Annotated in this window: 15 protein-coding genes; 7 read left to right on the forward strand and 8 right to left on the reverse strand. The window is 70.9% G+C overall.

Going from position 1 to position 15,321, the window contains the following annotated elements:
• Positions 1-16: 16 nt before the first annotated feature.
• Positions 17-1,744: an IlvD/Edd family dehydratase gene (locus ACTWQN_RS17180; protein WP_443204488.1), complete on the reverse strand. Its 1,728-nt coding sequence runs from the start codon at positions 1,742-1,744 to the stop codon at positions 17-19.
• A gap of 56 nt (positions 1,745-1,800) precedes the next feature.
• Entirely contained in the window at positions 1,801-3,336 is a 1,536-nt protein-coding gene (locus ACTWQN_RS17185; protein WP_443204489.1) for a molybdopterin-dependent oxidoreductase, read from the reverse strand.
• A 150-nt stretch (positions 3,337-3,486) separates the two neighbouring features.
• Here ACTWQN_RS17185 and ACTWQN_RS17190 point away from each other — a divergent pair, with 150 nt between their 5' ends.
• On the forward strand, positions 3,487-4,551 hold the full coding sequence (locus ACTWQN_RS17190; protein WP_443204490.1) for an NAD-dependent epimerase/dehydratase family protein: 1,065 nt from the start codon (positions 3,487-3,489) through the stop codon (positions 4,549-4,551).
• Here ACTWQN_RS17190 and ACTWQN_RS17195 read toward each other — a convergent pair.
• The 3 genes from ACTWQN_RS17195 to ACTWQN_RS17205 are packed head-to-tail and all read right to left on the reverse strand — an operon-like array spanning position 4,522 to position 7,614.
• Positions 4,522-5,559, reverse strand: a complete 1,038-nt coding sequence (locus ACTWQN_RS17195) for a sensor histidine kinase (protein ID WP_443204491.1) — start codon at positions 5,557-5,559, stop codon at positions 4,522-4,524. The genes ACTWQN_RS17190 and ACTWQN_RS17195 overlap by 30 nt on opposite strands.
• Before the next feature lie 28 nt (positions 5,560-5,587).
• Positions 5,588-6,283, reverse strand: coding sequence for a response regulator transcription factor (locus tag ACTWQN_RS17200; RefSeq protein ID WP_443204492.1), 696 nt, complete (start codon positions 6,281-6,283; stop codon positions 5,588-5,590).
• Between the two features lie 5 nt (positions 6,284-6,288).
• Positions 6,289-7,614, reverse strand: coding sequence for a hypothetical protein (locus tag ACTWQN_RS17205; protein ID WP_443204493.1), 1,326 nt, complete (start codon positions 7,612-7,614; stop codon positions 6,289-6,291).
• Positions 7,615-7,758: 144 nt separating this feature from the next.
• Here ACTWQN_RS17205 and ACTWQN_RS17210 point away from each other — a divergent pair, with 144 nt between their 5' ends.
• The 5 genes from ACTWQN_RS17210 (at position 7,759) to ACTWQN_RS17230 (ending at position 11,625) form a co-directional block, all read left to right on the forward strand.
• The gene (locus ACTWQN_RS17210; protein WP_443204494.1) at positions 7,759-8,412 is read left to right on the forward strand and encodes a glycosyltransferase family 2 protein; all 654 of its coding nucleotides are present in this window, start codon (positions 7,759-7,761) and stop codon (positions 8,410-8,412) included.
• Complete coding sequence (locus tag ACTWQN_RS17215; RefSeq protein ID WP_443204495.1) at positions 8,406-9,074, forward strand: TIGR04282 family arsenosugar biosynthesis glycosyltransferase; 669 nt, start codon at positions 8,406-8,408, stop codon at positions 9,072-9,074. Before ACTWQN_RS17210 ends, ACTWQN_RS17215 begins: the two co-directional genes overlap by 7 nt.
• Positions 9,071-9,733, forward strand: a complete 663-nt coding sequence (locus tag ACTWQN_RS17220; protein WP_443204496.1) for a class I SAM-dependent methyltransferase — start codon at positions 9,071-9,073, stop codon at positions 9,731-9,733. Before ACTWQN_RS17215 ends, ACTWQN_RS17220 begins: the two co-directional genes overlap by 4 nt.
• Before the next feature lie 372 nt (positions 9,734-10,105).
• On the forward strand, positions 10,106-11,128 hold the full coding sequence (locus ACTWQN_RS17225) for a TerC family protein (protein ID WP_443204497.1): 1,023 nt from the start codon (positions 10,106-10,108) through the stop codon (positions 11,126-11,128).
• A gap of 140 nt (positions 11,129-11,268) precedes the next feature.
• Positions 11,269-11,625 (forward strand): TraR/DksA family transcriptional regulator, encoded by a 357-nt coding sequence (locus ACTWQN_RS17230; RefSeq protein WP_443204498.1) that lies wholly within the window; start codon positions 11,269-11,271, stop codon positions 11,623-11,625.
• Between the two features lie 14 nt (positions 11,626-11,639).
• Here the strand turns inward: ACTWQN_RS17230 and ACTWQN_RS17235 are convergent, their stop codons facing one another.
• Positions 11,640-12,602 (reverse strand): GlxA family transcriptional regulator, encoded by a 963-nt coding sequence (locus tag ACTWQN_RS17235; RefSeq protein WP_443204499.1) that lies wholly within the window; start codon positions 12,600-12,602, stop codon positions 11,640-11,642.
• 117 nt (positions 12,603-12,719) lie between these two features.
• Between ACTWQN_RS17235 and ACTWQN_RS17240 the strand changes: the two genes are divergently transcribed.
• Positions 12,720-12,923: a hypothetical protein gene (locus ACTWQN_RS17240; protein ID WP_443204500.1), complete on the forward strand. Its 204-nt coding sequence runs from the start codon at positions 12,720-12,722 to the stop codon at positions 12,921-12,923.
• A gap of 5 nt (positions 12,924-12,928) precedes the next feature.
• On the opposite strand, the gene ACTWQN_RS17245 is transcribed toward ACTWQN_RS17240, so the two are convergent.
• Positions 12,929-13,855, reverse strand: a complete 927-nt coding sequence (locus ACTWQN_RS17245) for an acyl-CoA desaturase (RefSeq protein WP_443204501.1) — start codon at positions 13,853-13,855, stop codon at positions 12,929-12,931.
• Positions 13,856-14,012: 157 nt separating this feature from the next.
• Positions 14,013-15,269, reverse strand: coding sequence for an aminotransferase-like domain-containing protein (locus tag ACTWQN_RS17250; RefSeq protein WP_443204502.1), 1,257 nt, complete (start codon positions 15,267-15,269; stop codon positions 14,013-14,015).
• Between the last annotated feature and the right edge of the window lie 52 nt (positions 15,270-15,321).

Raw genomic sequence — 15,321 nt, forward strand, 5'->3', positions numbered from 1 at the left:
CGGCGAGCTGGTGAGGTCAGCGGCGCGGAATGGTGCCCCGGCGGGTTTCGGCTTGCAGGAAGCGGAAATCGCAGCCCTCTTCGGCCTGGGTCACCTGGTCCGCGTAGAGCTTCGCGTAGCCCCGGCGCGGCGCGGTGTCCGATGTGGACTTCGCGAGGTCGGCGCGGCGCTGGAGTTCTTCGTCGGGCACTTCGAGTTCGAGCACGCGGTCGCGGACGCTCAGCCGGATCATGTCGCCGCTGCGCACGTGCTTCAGCGCCCCGCCGACCGCCGCCTCCGGTGACACGTGCAGGACGATGGTGCCCGCCGCGGTGCCCGACATCCGGCCGTCGGAAATCCGAACCATGTCCTTGACACCCCGGCGCGCGAGCTTCTTCGGGATGGGGAGGTATCCGGCTTCCGGCATGCCCGGGGCACCGATCGGCCCGATGTTCTTGAGCACCAGCACGTCGTCGGGCTCGACGTCGAGGTCTTCGTCGTCGATCCGGTCGGCGAGGTCGGCTGCGTTTTCGAAGACGACCGCGCGGCCCCGATGTTCGAGCAGGTCGGGGGAGGCCGCCGCCTGCTTGATGATCGCGCCGCCCGGGGCCAGGTTCCCGCGCAGCACCGCGATTCCGCCGGTCGGGTAGATCGGGTTCGTGCGCGGCCGGATCACGTCTTGGTCGAAGGGCGGTGGTGCGTCGGCGAGTTCCTGGCCGAGGGTGCGCCCGGTGACGGTCAGCGCGTCGAGGTTGAGCAGCTCGCGCAGTTCCCGCAGCACTCGCGGTACGCCACCGGCGCGGTGCAGGTCTTCCATGTAGTGGTCCCCGGCCGGTTTGAGGTTGACCAGCACGGGCGTTTCCCGGCTCATCCGGTCGAAGAGCGCCAGGTCGAGGCGCAATCCCAGCCGTCCGGCCACCGCGGCCAGGTGCACCACCGCGTTGGTCGACCCGCCCACCGCCAGCAGCACCCGCAGCGCGTTCTCGAATGCCTCGGCGGTGAGGATCTTCTCGATCGCCAGGCCCGACCGCGCCATTTCGACCGCTCGACGTCCGGTCAGCTCGGCGATGCGGGCCCGGTCGGCGGTGACCGCCGGTGGCGCGGCGCTACCGGGCAGCGCGATGCCCAGCGCTTCGGCGATGCAGGCCATCGTGCTGGCGGTTCCGGCCACCGAGCAGGTGCCCACGCTGCCCACCAGGCGGCCGTTGACCTCGTCGATCTCCTCGTCGTCGATCTCCCCGGCCCGGTAGCGGCCCCAGAACGCGCGGCAGTCGGTGCAGGCGCCGACGGTGCGGCCGCGGTGCGAGCCGGTCAGCATCGACCCGGTGACCAGCTGGATCGCCGGTTTGCCCGCCGAAGCGGCGCCCATCAGCTGGGCGGGGACGGTCTTGTCGCAGCCGCCGATGAGCACCACCGCGTCCACCGGGAGCGCCCGGATCATCTCCTCGGTGTCCATCGACATCAAGTTGCGCAGGAACATGCTGGTGGGGTGGGCGAAGCTCTCGTGGAGGGAGATCGTCGGGAACTCCACCGGGAAGCCGCCGGAGAGCATGACGCCGCGTTTGACCGCGTCGATCAGCTGCGGCACGTTGCCGTGGCAGGGGTTGAAGCCGCTGCCGGTGTCGACGATCCCGACGACCAGCCGATCCAGCACGTCGTCGGTGTACCCGGCGCCCTTGATGAAGGCTTTCCGCAGGAACAACGAGAATTCCGCGTCCCCGTAACCGACCAGACTGCCCCGCATGCCCGACTGCGCACCCGCCATCACCAACTCCTTCGGTTGAGCCCGCTACCCCCGATCTTCGCAGCCCACCGGATCCGTCATCCGGTGCAGCTGAATCCGACCGAGTGCCAGCCGGTTGCGCCGTCGGGGACGACCGGTTGGCGTTGCGGCGTCTGCGGTTGGCCGGTGCGGTCGGTGGCGCGGCATTCCACGACGTGCTCACCCGGCGGCAGGTCGATCGTGGCCCGCCACATCCGCCAGGTGTCCCTGCTGACATCGGTGGCGAGTTCGGCGGGCTGCCAAGGTCCACCGTCGGCCCGGACCTCGACCCGGTCGATGCCGGTGTGCTGCGCCCAGGCGATTCCGGCGACGGTGACCGGTCCGGCGGGCACCGACGCCTGCGCCCGCGGGCGGTCGATGCGGGATTCGGTCTTGATCGGCGCCTGCTGGGCCCAGCCCCGCTGCTCCCAGTAGGGCGCCCGGTCGAAGGTGGTGACCTCGGCGTCCACTAGCCACTTGGTGGCCGAGACGTAGCCGTAGAGCCCCGGAACGACCATGCGGACCGGGAAACCGTGCTCGGCGGGCAGCGGTTCGCCGTTCATGCCGACCGCCAGCAGCGCGCCCCGGTCCGGTTCCAGCAGCACGTCGAGCGGAGTGCCCGCGGTGTAGCTGTCGACGCTGGTGGTGAACAACTGCTGGGCGCCGGGCAGCACCCCGGCCTCCAGCAGCAGATCCCGCACCGGCACGCCGACGAACTCCGCGGTGGAGATCAGGTCGCCACCGACCTCGTTGGACACGCAGGTGAGCGTGATCAGGCGGTTCTGCAAGCCGCGCTGGATCAGGTCGTCGAAGGTCAGCACCAGTTCGCGCCGCACCATCCCGTGCAGCCGCAGGCGCCAGTCCTCGGCGCGCAGCTGCGGCACCACCAGCGCGGTGTCGATCCGGTAGAAGTCCCGGTTCGCGGTCAGGAACGTCGGTGTGCCCGATGCGACGAAGTCCGCGCCGGGCGGGATCGGTAGTGGCGGGACCTTCGGGATCCGCGCCGCGACCGCGGCCTGCGAGGCGGTCACGCCCGCGCCGCGTTGCAGGAAGCCACCGGCGATACCGGCGGCGCCCGCGCCGAGGACCACCAGGGTCGAGGTGACCAGGAACCGCCGTCGATCCGCGTCCACCTCGACGGTGCTGGTTCCCGGGCCGATCGCCGCCATCCCGGCGACGTGGTGCAGCCACCGGAACACCACCACCCCGACCACCAGCGAAGTCAGCGGCGCGACCAACCCGCCGCCCGGCCGGGACACCGTCGCGATCACCCCGACCAGCCCGAACACCCCGATCACAGCGGCGCCCGGCCACCAGTGCCAGCGGGACAGCAGGCCGGCCGCCACCGCCAGCGCGGCGATCACGATGCCCATCCCGGTCAGCAGCGCGGTCTTGTCGGCGGTACCGAACAGCGCGATGGCGAATTCCTTCACCGGACCCGGCGTCAAGTCGATCGCGGCGTTGCCGACCGCGACGAACGGCGAGGTGCGCGCAGCCGCGAGGCCCGCCGCGAGCTGCCCCGCGCCGAGCGCGGCGGCAGTGGCGAGCAGGCCGACCACCGCGGCGCGCAGCCGCGGAACGGGAACAGAGGTCATGCCACCATTCCACGTCTCCGGAACCGGTTTGGCCACCAGCCTCACCACCTCGTAAGACAAGCGTAAGAGCGAGCGGCGAAATCTGACGGATTGATGACGTCGCGCCGCTGGATCTCTCGGACGGCGCGCGCTGCGCTTACCGTCGGGGGCGTGCGAATTCTGGTAACCGGCGGCGCCGGGTTCATCGGATCAACCGTCGCCGATGCGTTGGCCGACCGCGGGCATGACGTCGTGCTGCTCGACGCGTTCCTGCCGCAAGCGCACGGCACCGTCCCCCGATCCCGGCATCGCTTGGTGCGCGGCGACGTGCGTGATTCCGACGCGGTGACCGGGCTGCTCGACGGCGTGGACGTGGTGTGCCACCAGGCCGCGATGGTCGGCCACGGCGTCGATCCGTCGGACATGCCCGACTACGCCTCGCACAACGACCACGGGACCGCGGTGCTGCTCGCCGCCATGCACGCCAGCGGGGTGCACCGCCTGGTGCTGGCGTCGTCGATGGTCGTCTACGGCGAGGGCCGATACCGCTGCCCGCAGCACTCGCTGGTCCGGCCCGCGCCGCGCCGGGGCGACGACCTCGCCGCCGGGCAGTACGAGCCCAGGTGCCCGATCTGCCAGGACGCCCTGCAACCCGAGCTGGTGCCCGAGGACGCCCTGCTCGATCCGCGCAGCACCTACGCGGCGACCAAGCTGGCGCAGGAACACCTGGCCACGGCGTGGGCCCGGCAGACCGGCGGTGGCGTGTGGGCCTTGCGCTACCACAACGTCTACGGGCCGTGGATGCCCAGCGGCACCCCGTACGCGGGTGTGGCGTCGCTGTTCCGCTCCGCGCTGCACGACGGCCGAGCACCGGTCGTGCTGGAAGACGGCCACCAGCGGCGGGATTTCGTGCACGTCAGCGATGTCGCCGCCGCCAACCTCGCGGCGGTGGAAGCCGAACCCCCGCCCGGTGAACTGGACGCGCTCAACATCTGCTCCGGCACGCCGCACACGATCGGCGAGCTCGCGGGCGAGCTCGCGCGCGCCTGCGGGGGACCGGCGCCGCGCGTCGTCGGCGGCGCGCGGCCGGGCGACGTGCGCCACATCGTGGCCGATCCGGCGAAGGCGACGCGCGTGCTGGGTTTCCGGGCCGCCGTCGATTTCACCACGGGCGTCGAGGAATTCGCGCACGCCCCGCTGCGCGAGTCAGCCGCGCTGGGCGGCGGACAGCGGTAGCCGGATCTCGAAGCGGCAGCCGGGGCCGTGGTTTCGGGCGGTGATCGTGCCGTGGTGGGCCTGCACGAGGCCGCGCGCGATCGCCAGCCCGAGCCCGGCGCCCGCCGGTTCCCGCGCTTCGTCGTGCTGCGGCCGCGATTTGTTGCCCCGGAAGGCCACGTCGAAGACCCGATCCAGTTCGTCGGGCGCGATGCCGCCGCAGGCGTCGTCGACCCGCAACCAGGCCTGCGCCCCGTCGTGACCGGCCGCCAGCACCACCGAGCCTTCCGGCGGGGTGTGGCGGATCGCGTTGGACAGCAGATTGCGCACCACGCGGGCGAGTTCGGGATCGCTGCCGGTGACCACCGGCCAGTCGCTGGTCTCGGTCCGCAACTGGATTCCGCGACGCTGCGCCAGCGGGTTCTCCACCGCGACCGCCTCGCTGACGACGTCGCGCAGCGGCACGGCGGAGAAGTCGAGCTGGACGGCACCGGCGGTGATCCGGGACAGCTCGAAGAGGTCTTCCACCATGCCCGACAACCGCTCTGTTTCCGCCCGGATGTGGGCGGCGTAGTCGCAGACCTCGCTCGGCTCGTCGACCACGCCGTCGGCCAGTGCCTCGGCCATCGCGCGGATCCCGGCCAGCGGGGTGCGCAGGTCGTGGCTGATCCACGCGACCAGTTCCCGCCGGGACGCTTCGGCAGCCCGTTCCCGCGCCCGCGCCTCCCGCTCCCACACGCTGCGCCGGGCGATGCTGCGGCCGAGCAGCACCGCGACCGGCACGGTCACCACCGCGACCGCCGTGCAGATCACCATCACCGTCGTCAGCTGCGGGCCGAACATGAACCCGGTGACGCCGAGGACCCCGGCCAGGGTGGCCAGCAGCGGAACCAGCACCAGCACGGTCAACGCCGTGGCCAGCGAGCGCTGCCGCAACACGTAGAGCAACCCCGCGCCCACCAGCGCGACCGGCAGCGACAGGCCGACCGCGTACGGCACGACGTGGGTGAGTTCGGTGATCACATCCATGCGTTCTCATCCTGCTCTTCGCGACGGGTCATGACCGGTCGTACCGGTATCCCACGCCCCACACCGTGCAGATCCGGCGGGGCTGGGCGGGATCGGGCTCGATCTTCTCCCGCAGTCGTCTCATGTGGACGGTCACGGTGGAGTGATCGCCGAAGCTCCAGCCCCACACCTCTTCCAGCAGTTCCGCGCGGGTGAAGGCGCGGCCCGGATTGCGCATCAGGAACGCCAGCAGGTCGAACTCGCGGCCGGTCAGCGACAGTTCGGCGCCATCCAGCGCGCCGCGCCGCGCCGGAAGGTCCAACCGAAGTGCACCGTCCACGATGGACTCGGCGGTGGCGGTCGGTGCCGTGCGGGAGCGCCGCAGCACCGAGCCGACCCGCAGCGCCAGTTCGCGCGGGCTGAACGGTTTGACGACGTAGTCGTCGGCGCCGAGCTCCAACCCGAGCACCCGGTCGGACTCCTCGCCCAGCGCGGTCAGCATCACCACCGGGACCTGGCTGCGCGCCCGCACCCGGCGGCACACCTCCAGTCCGTCGATGCCCGGCAGCATCAGATCCAGCACCACGAGATCCGGTTCCCGCTCGGTGAACAGGCGCAGCGCCGTCTCCCCGTCCCCGGCCAGACCGACCTCGTACCCGGACCGCTCCAGGTACCTGCGGACCACATCGCGGACGGCGTGGTCGTCGTCGACCACCAGCACCCGTCCCGCCCCGGCATCGTTCATCGGCTTCACCAGTTCGTCGCGATCAAGTGGTTCACCGCCAGCGCGATCACCGCCTGCCCGGCCAGCCACCAGCGGTGGTGCCGGGCGGGCAGCAGCGCGCCACCGACAGCGAACCACACCGCGAACGGCAGCCAGATCCGCTCCACTTCGGCCTTGCTCAGCCCGGAGATGTCGGCGGCCAGCACGGCCACCGCCGCAGCCAGCACCAGCCACGCCGCCGCACCCCGGTCCAGGACCGCCCGGCGCACCGCCACAGCGGCCAGCGGGCCCGCTGAGATCAGCAGCGCGCCGATGTTGCCCCCGACCCAGTAACTGTACGGCCGCTGGGCGTAATCGCCCTGGTGGTAGCGCTGGACGACCAGGTGATAGCCGTCCAGCCACCAGAACCCCTGCAGCGCGAACACCGCGACCACCCCGGCCACGGCGACGGCCGCGAGCAGCAGCGCACGCACCCCACGCGTGCACAGCAGCACCACGCACACGAACGGCAACATCAGCACCAGTCCGTAGTTCAGGAACAGCCCGAACCCCAGCAGGACACCAGCGAGCACCGCCGCCACATCGGCCTTCGGCCCCCGCCGGGTCGATGCGATGGCCAGCAGGGCCACGCCGGTGGCGGTGATCCCGGTGAACATCCCGTCGGCGGACACCCCGACCCACACCGCGCCCGGGAACAGGACCACGAACGGCACGACCGCGCGGGCCGCTGCCTCCCCGGCCAGCGCCCGCACGGTCACCGGCACCGCTACCGCCGCGAGCGCGCCGATCAGCACCGACACGATCGCGGCCCAGGCCCCACCGCCGAGCCCGATGCGTTCGAGCCAGACGTAGCACAGCAGCACACCCGGTGGATGGCCGGAGACGTGCACCGTCCAGGAATCGGGTTGACCGTCCAGGATCCGATCGGTGAAGACCCTGAGCATGGCGCCGATGTCGGTCACCCTCGGCACGTCGTGCAGGTACTCCGGCCGTTCGGTGAGCCGCCCGGCGATGCCGTTCTGCCAGCCGTCGATCATCGCCAGCGAGAACGTCCACAGCAGCGCTGCCGCGTACCCGGCGGTGAGCAGCCTGCCCCACGGCAGGCGCGCGGCCACCGCCGGTCCGCATGCGATGACGGCCGCCGCGGCGAGCACCGCGAACGGTGTGCCGGGACCGACGTGCGGCAACCAGTACCCGAACAGGGGTGCGGCGTCGGCGTAGAGCGGCACGCCCGCGCGGTTGAGCAGGAAACCGGCCACCGCCGCTGCGGCGATGGCGGCGACGGCCACGGCGAGCGCGATCAGATCAGCGCGCGACCGCTGCGCGGCGGCGGCTCGGGGGAGGAGTTGCACCGATGCGAAGGTAATCCCGCCGGGCCCCGCGGACCAACTCCTGCTGGCGATCCGTCAGAACCTCGTAATATCCTCGTGGACGTAATGATTCCTTAAGCACGGCACGAGTTTTCGAACAGTCCACAGTGAGCTTCACTGACTGCCATGGACGACGTGGACGTGGTGCTGCCGTGCTTGGACGAAGCGGCCGCACTCCCCGGGGTGCTCGCCGCGATGCCGCGTGGCTACCGCCCGCTGGTGGTGGACAACGGATCCGTTGACGGCTCACCGGGAGTGGCGCGTGCGCACGGCGCGGTGGTGGTCCGCGAGTCCCAGCGCGGTTACGGAGCGGCGGTGCACGCGGGGTTGATGGCGGCCTCCGCCGAGTTCGTCTGCTTCCTGGACTGCGATGGCTCGCTGGATCCCGGTGTGCTGCCCGTGCTGGTCGCCCTGGTGCGCCGGGGGCAGGCCGATCTGGCGGTCGGACGGCGGGTCCCGGTGTCGGCGGCGGCGTGGCCGTGGCATGCGCGGGCGGGCAACGCGGTGCTCGCCGGGCTGTTGCGGCGCCGAGGTCTGCCGGTGCACGACATCGCCCCGATCCGCGCCGCCCGGCGAACCGACCTGCTGCGCTTGGGGATCGTCGACCGCGCGTTCGGCTACCCGCTGGAACTGCTGTGCAAGGCGGCGGAGGCGAACTGGCGGGTGCACGAGTTGGACGTCGAATACCGGCCTCGCGCGGCCGGGACCCGGTCGAAGATCTCCGGTTCGGTGCGCGGCACGGCCCGCGCGGTGCGGGACATGGCGGGGGTGCTGTGGTGAGCACGACGGCGCTTCTCGTGGTGGCGAAAGCCCCCGTGCCCGGCCTGGCCAAGACGCGGCTGTGCCCGCCCGCAACGCACGAGGAGGCGGCCCGCGTCGCCGCCGCGAGCCTGCTGGACACCCTGGACGCGGTCGCCAGCACACCACGGGTCCACCCGGTGGTCGCGCTGGCCGGGGACCTGAACGCGGCCACCTGTTCGACCGAACTGCGCGCCGCGCTGCACGGCTGGACCGTTCTAGATCAACGCGGCGACAGCTTTCCGCGACGGCTGGCCGCCGCGCACGCCGACACCGCCGCCGCGCACCCCGGCCTGCCGATCGTGCAGATCGGCATGGACACCCCGCAGGTGACGCCGGAACTGCTCGCCGAGGCTTGTTCGGCGCTGCGCGCCGCGGACGCCGCGCTGGGCTTGGCCGACGACGGCGGGTGGTGGGTAGCCGGTTTCCGCTCGGCCGCCGCCGCCGAGCTGCTGGGCGCGATCCCCACTTCCCGCGACGACACCGGTGCGCGAACCCTGGCCGCCCTGCGCGCGGCGGGCCTGCGCGTCGCACCGCTGCCCCGGCTGTCCGATGTGGACACCATGGCCGACGCGCTGCGCGTCGCGGACTCGTTGCCCAGTTCCCGCTTCGCGGCGAGCCTGCCTGCCGGGTGCCGCCGATGAGCGGCGAATTCGACATGGCTTTGCGGGGCGGTCAGTGCACCCTGCTGACCAGCGACGGCGCCGTCCGCCCGGTGTCCGGGCGCCGGTGGGCCGCCGCGCCGGATGCCGCCGACCAGCACGTGTTGCGCGCCTGCCAGGGGCCGACGCTCGACATCGGTTGCGGCCCCGGTCGGCTCACCGCGGCGCTGACCGGCAGCGGGGTGGTCGCGCTGGGCATCGACACCTCGCCGCTGGCCGTCCACCTCACCATCAGCCGCAACGCCGTGGCGCTGTGCCGCGACGTGTTCCGCCCGGTGCCGGGTACGGGCAACTGGCGCGAGGCGCTGCTCATCGACGGCAACATCGGCATCGGCGGCGATCCGGGGGCACTGCTGCGCCGCGTGCACCAACTGGTGCGCACCGGCGGGCACGTCTGGGTGGAGGTGGAGCCGCCGGGGGCCGGGTTGTGGCAGGGCACCGGCCAGGTCGTGCACGACGACCGGCGCAGTGCCGCGTTCCGCTGGGCCATCGTCGGGGCGGACGCGATCGGCCCGCTGGCCGCCGCGGCCGGGTTCGAGCTGTGCGAGATCGCCGAGCACCACGGTCGGTGGTTCGCGGTGTTGGAGTCGGTGCGGGTGGCGCTGGTGGAGCGCGCCGTGGTGTCGGCGGAGCGCCGCTGACTGCGGCGATGTGTCCCGACCAACGTTGACTTCGCCCTGCGGCGGCATCGATGATCCAGCGATGCGAATCCCTTGTGTGTCCTTTGTGGAGTATCGACATACCGGGCGAAATCAGTAGATTCCGCCGCAATCGAACCTTTGTGAACAAATCGGTCGTATGGCGTGAATTTCCTTTGTATGTCGGGATTTCTGCTCCGAATGGACGCATTTTCCAACGTATTGCCGGAATTGTCGCAGTGGTCACTTTGGATCTTGGTGCCATACAGTATACTGCATGCAAATTGTCGGGAATGAGATCTGGCAAATCGGATCAAATGTGCCGGAACGGACCTCCGGCCCTGACGCGTGGTGGCGCACGGAGGTGACGTCTCGATGAATTTCCCGGTCTGGGTGTGGATCGCGACTCTGGCGGTACTGGCCGCCCTGATCGTGGGGGACCTGGTGCTCGTCGGCCGCCGACCACATGCGGTCGGGGTCAAGGAAGCGAGCCTGTGGGTGGTGTTCTACGTCGCCCTCGCGGCCGTCTTCGGAGTCCTGCTGCTGGTCTTCGCCGGGGCCACCAGCGGCGCCGAGTTCTTCGCGGGTTATGTGACCGAGTACAGCCTCTCGATCGACAACCTGTTCGTGTTCGTGATCATCATGTCGCGGTTCGCCGTGCCGAAGGAGCACCAGCACCGGGTGCTGTTCATCGGCATCGTGCTGTCCCTGGTGCTGCGGGCGGTGTGCATCGCCGCCGGGGTCGCCGCGCTGAGCGCCTTCAACTGGGTCTTCTACATCTTCGGGGCCTTCCTGATCTACACGGCGGTGAAGGTCGCCAGGGACAGCTCCGGTGACGAGCCGGAAGATTCGGACAACGCGGTCATCCGGGCGCTGCATCGGGTGCTGCCCACCACCGACACCTACGACGGCGGCAAGATGATCACCCGGGTCGACGGCCGACGGATGTTCACGCCGATGATCGTGGTCGTCTCCGCGCTCGGGCTGGCGAACGTGATCTTCGCGCTGGACTCCATGCCCGCGATCTTCGGGCTCACCAAGGACGGCTTCATCATCTTCACCGCGAACGCCTTCGCACTGATGGGCCTGCGGCAGCTCTACTTCGTCATCGGCGGTCTGCTCGACCGCCTCGTGTACCTCAGCTACGGCCTGGCGGTGGTCCTCGGCTTCATCGGGCTGAAGCTGATCATCGAGGCGCTGCACGGCTCACACATCGAGGAGATCCACTTCGCGGTCCCGAACATCGGCATCGCCACGTCGCTGGGCTTCATCGTGCTGACCCTCGGGGTGACGACCGTCGCGAGCCTGCTGCGCTCCCGCGCGAACGCGAAGGCGAAGGCCAGCACCGAGTCGACCGAGGATCGCGAACCGGCGCACACCGGAGACCGCAGCGCCTGACGGTCGCCAGTGGACGAGCGGCGCTCCCGCCTGGAACAACCAGGTGAGAGCGCCGCTTGCCCGCTCACGACCCGGAATAGCTCGCTGCGCGCGGACGTTCCACTTTCGTGGAGGACCGGCCGCGGCGGGGTGCGCCGTCCGTGCCCAGGCAGCGGACGGCCCGCAAGCTGCTGGCCGGAGAACGGGCGAGCGCGCTGGCTCGGATCGAGTCCCTGCAGCGCCACCTGGAGTCCATCGGCGACGTCTCGACGTGGACCGGCAGCGACGACGAGCACGACCCGGAAGGCGCCACGGTCGCCTACGAGCGGGCCCAGGTGCAGAGCCTGCTCACCGACGCCCGGCGCGACCTCGACGCGCTGGAGCAGGCGGTCGCCCGGCTGGACGACGGAACCTACGGCATCTGCCAGCGGTGCGGGAAGGCCATCGCGCGGGAGCGCCTGGAAGCGCTGCCCGCCACCACGACCTGCATAGCCTGTGCGTCGGCCACCCGCCGCTGAGGCCCGTCAGCGGGTCAGGCGGAGCTCATGGCGGCGGAGAAGGTGCGCCGGTAGTCGCGCGGCGTGACGCCGACGACGCGTCGGAAGTGGTGCCGCAGCAGCGCGGCGGTGCGCAATCCGCATTCGCGGGCGATCTGGTCGATGCCCAGTTCGGTGTCTTCCAGCAACCGCCGCGCGTGCAGCACGCGTTGGGTGACGAGCCACTGGTTCGGCGTCGTGCCGGTTTCGGCGACGAACCGCCGCGCGAACGTGCGCGGTGACATCCGCGCGCGCTCGGCCAGGTCGGCGATGGTGTGCTCGGTGTCCAGCCGCTCTTGCAACCAGGTCAGCAGCGGCTGCAGGCTGTCCCCGGAACATTCGGGGACGGGCAGGTCGATGAACTGCCGCTGCCCGCCGTCGCGCTGCGGCGGAACCACCATTCGGCGCGCGATCGTCGTCGCCGCGGCCGAACCGAGTTCGCGGCGCACCAGGTGCAGGCAGGCGTCGATGCCAGCGGCGGTGCCCGCGCTGGTCACCACGTCGCCGTCGTCGACGTAGAGCACGTCCGGGTCGAGGTGGGCGGTCGGGAACCGGCGGCGGAAATCGGCCGCGTGGTACCAGTGGGTCGTGCACCGCCGACCGTCGAGGAGTCCGGCGGCACCGAGCACGAACGCGCCGGAGCACACCGAGAGCACGGTGGCCCCGCGCGCCGCGGCGGCGCGCAGCCCGGCGAGCACCTCGGGTGGGTAGGAGTCCCGGATCTGGCACGCGGGCACGGTGACGACATCGGCGCCGTCCAGCCCGTCGAGCCCGTACTCGGGCACCAGGCTCATCCCCACGGACGTGCGAAGCGGCGCGCCAGCGCGCGGCCCGCACACCCGGAACTCGATCGGCGGCACGCCATCGGCCGTGCGGTCGAGGCCGAAGACCTCGCAGAGCACGCCCAGTTCGAACGGAGCGACGTGGTCCATCACGACCGCTGCCACGGTGCGGAGCATGCCTCCAACGGTAGCTGGCAGGATTTTGTCGCACAACGGCATGCCTGCCACTGTTGGCAGGAATTGGCGCATCACACACTTGGTGCCATCAGCAACGAAAACGGGGATGAGGCACCGATGAACACGCCACTTCAGGACAGGCCGGAGCGCAACGTACTCGCCGGAATCCGGCGGTACGTCGAGACCCAGAACTGGCTGTGGTCCCGCCACCTCGCGGCGCTGCGGCCGTGGGAGCAGGAAGGCGAAATGCGCTGGGTCCGCAACCCGGTCACCCGCCGCTGGGAGTTGCGGGGCGGGCTGCTGCCGCACCTGCGGTCATGACCGGCTCACTGCGCGGACAGGCGGGCCAGCCGCTGCGGTGTCGGCCACCGCACGTGGCTGACCCAGCCGAACTTCTCGAAGATCCAGATCAACCGCGCCGAGATGTCGATCTGGCCGGGCCGCACGCCATGCCGTGCGCAGGTCGGATCGGCGTGGTGCAGGTTGTGCCACGACTCGCCCATGCTCAGCACCGCCAGCGGCCAGAAGTTCGCCGCCTTGTCCCGGCTGCGGAACGGTCGCTCGCCGACGAGGTGGCAGATCGAGTTCACCGACCAGGTCACGTGGTGCCCGAAGGCAACGCGGACCAGCCCGGCCCAGAAGAACGCCGTCGCGGCACCCCACCAGGTCCCGGTGATCAACCCGCCGATGAGCGCGGGCAGCGCGAAGGTGAGCACCGTCAACGGGCCGAAGAGCCGGTGGATCAGCCGAATGTCCTTGTCCGCCAACAGATCCGGCACGAACCGCTGCTGGTTGGTCAGGTCCCGGTCGAAGACCCAGCCCAGGTGCGCGTGCCAGAACCCGCGCACCAGCGCGGCTGGTGAGGTGCCGAACGCCCACGGTGAATGCGGATCACCCTCGCGGTCGGCGAACGCGTGGTGGCGTCGGTGGTCGGAGACCCAGTGCAGGATCGGCCCCTGCACCGCCATGCTCCCGACGACCGCCAACGTGATGCGCAACCAGCGCTTCGCGCGGAAGGCGCCGTGCGTGAAGTAGCGGTGGTAGCCGACCGTCACGCCGAGGATGGTAAGCACGTACCAGCCGATGGCGAGCAGCGCGTCCCACCACAGCAGGCCCCAGCCCCACGCGATCGGGACGGCGGCGAGCAGGCCCAGGAACGGGCCGAGGATGAACACGTAGACCGACAGGTGCGGGGCGAGCGGGCGGCGTCCGGACAGCAGGGGCCTGCGGCTCGCCGTTTCAGTGGCGTCCATGGCAGCGGGACCTCGAATCGGCAGGCCGGAGGAATTCCGGCGGCGGTCGCTGACCACCACGAAACCGGCAAAGCAGCCGTCGGGCAACGAACTGCGCCGCAAGCCATGGTGAACTCAAGTTTATCCGCCGCTACATCCAGTCGCCGCCCGGGCGGGCTCAGGTGGTGCGACGGGCGCGCAGCGACTGGATGGACTTGGCGATGCGGGCGATGCCTTCGTCGATCTCCGCTTCCGTCGCGCGGCTGAAGGACAACCGCGCGAAGTGGTTCTCGACGCGCTCGGCGAAGAACGGCGCACCGGGCACGAAGGCGACCTGGTTCTCCCGGGCGAGCTGGGCCAGGACCTCGGTGTCCACGCCGGGAATGCCGACCCAGCAGAAGAATCCCCCGGTCGGGGTCGTCCAGGTGACGTCATCGGGCAGGTGGCGCCGCAGGGCCGCGTCCATCGCCATCCCGCGGGTTCGGTAGAAGTCCCGCTGTCGGCTCACCTGGTCGTCGAAGTGGCCACCGCGCAGGAAGGCCTCCACCAGGCGCTGCCCGAGCGCCCCGGCGCACTGGTCGGAGTTCTGCTTGGCGACGCTCAGCTGCGCGATGACCTGGGGCGGTCCGGCCGCCCAGCCCATCCGCACACCGGGGAAGAAGGTCTTCGAGAAGGTGCCGAGCTGCACCACGCAATCCGGGGCCATCGACCACAGGCTGGGCAGCCGCTCGCCCGCGAAGCGGAGTTCGCGGTACGCGACGTCTTCGGCGATGAGCACACCGTGCTGGCGGCACACCTCGATCAGCGCGCGGCGCCGCGACTCGCTCAGCACCCGCCCGCTCGGGTTCTGGTACTCCGGGATGACGTAGATCAGCTTCGGCAGGACCCCGGACTCGATCAGCTCCTCCAACGCCGCCACGACCAGGCCTTCCTCGTCCATCGGGAGGCCGCGCATGACCGCGTTCCAGCCGGTGAACCCGGTCACCGCGCCGAGGTAGGTCGGTTCTTCGACCGCGACCACGTCGCCGGGGTCGAGCATGCTCCGCGCGATCAGCGTGACCGCGTCGATCCCGCCGCTGGTGATCATCAACTCGTCGTCGGCCGGCCGCCGCCCGTCGATGCTGGACAGGTGGTCGGCGATCGCGGCCCGGGTGCTCTCGATGCCCTGGCTGGCGGTGTACTGCATGGCGATCGCGGCGTCGTCGCGGAACAGCCCCGCCGCGAGGTCACCGACGATCTCAGTGGGGAACATCTCCGGGGCGGGAAAGCCGCCGGAGAAGTTGAGGACGTCAGGTGCGTTGGCCAGCGCCAGGATCGCGGTGATCGAACCATCCTCACCGGCGGTGCGCCGGGCCAGCCGGTCGCTCCAGTCCCGGTGCGCCGGATCCTGCCGGTTTCGTCCGCTTTCCGCGACGGTTCGCGTCGATGGCCGCACTCCTGCCTCCTGCCGTCTCGGGGTAGTCCCGAAAGCACGTTTCACCTGCCCT

The organism is Saccharopolyspora antiqui (assembly GCF_052246905.1).
Taxonomy (GTDB): Bacteria; Actinomycetota; Actinomycetes; order Mycobacteriales; family Pseudonocardiaceae; genus Saccharopolyspora.

What these genes read in the sequence shown, in the direction of transcription:
- ACTWQN_RS17180 (WP_443204488.1), bottom strand. Translation starts at nt 1,744, where the DNA reads ATGGCGGGTGCGCAGTCGGGCATGCGGGGCAGTCTGGTCGGTTACGGG.
- ACTWQN_RS17185 (WP_443204489.1), bottom strand. Translation starts at nt 3,336, where the DNA reads ATGACCTCTGTTCCCGTTCCGCGGCTGCGCGCCGCGGTGGTCGGCCTG.
- ACTWQN_RS17195 (WP_443204491.1), bottom strand. Translation starts at nt 5,559, where the DNA reads ATGGATGTGATCACCGAACTCACCCACGTCGTGCCGTACGCGGTCGGC.
- ACTWQN_RS17200 (WP_443204492.1), bottom strand. Translation starts at nt 6,283, where the DNA reads ATGAACGATGCCGGGGCGGGACGGGTGCTGGTGGTCGACGACGACCAC.
- ACTWQN_RS17210 (WP_443204494.1), top strand. Translation starts at nt 7,759, where the DNA reads ATGGACGACGTGGACGTGGTGCTGCCGTGCTTGGACGAAGCGGCCGCA.
- ACTWQN_RS17220 (WP_443204496.1), top strand. Translation starts at nt 9,071, where the DNA reads ATGAGCGGCGAATTCGACATGGCTTTGCGGGGCGGTCAGTGCACCCTG.
- ACTWQN_RS17225 (WP_443204497.1), top strand. Translation starts at nt 10,106, where the DNA reads ATGAATTTCCCGGTCTGGGTGTGGATCGCGACTCTGGCGGTACTGGCC.
- ACTWQN_RS17235 (WP_443204499.1), bottom strand. Translation starts at nt 12,602, where the DNA reads ATGCTCCGCACCGTGGCAGCGGTCGTGATGGACCACGTCGCTCCGTTC.
- ACTWQN_RS17240 (WP_443204500.1), top strand. Translation starts at nt 12,720, where the DNA reads ATGAACACGCCACTTCAGGACAGGCCGGAGCGCAACGTACTCGCCGGA.
- ACTWQN_RS17245 (WP_443204501.1), bottom strand. Translation starts at nt 13,855, where the DNA reads ATGGACGCCACTGAAACGGCGAGCCGCAGGCCCCTGCTGTCCGGACGC.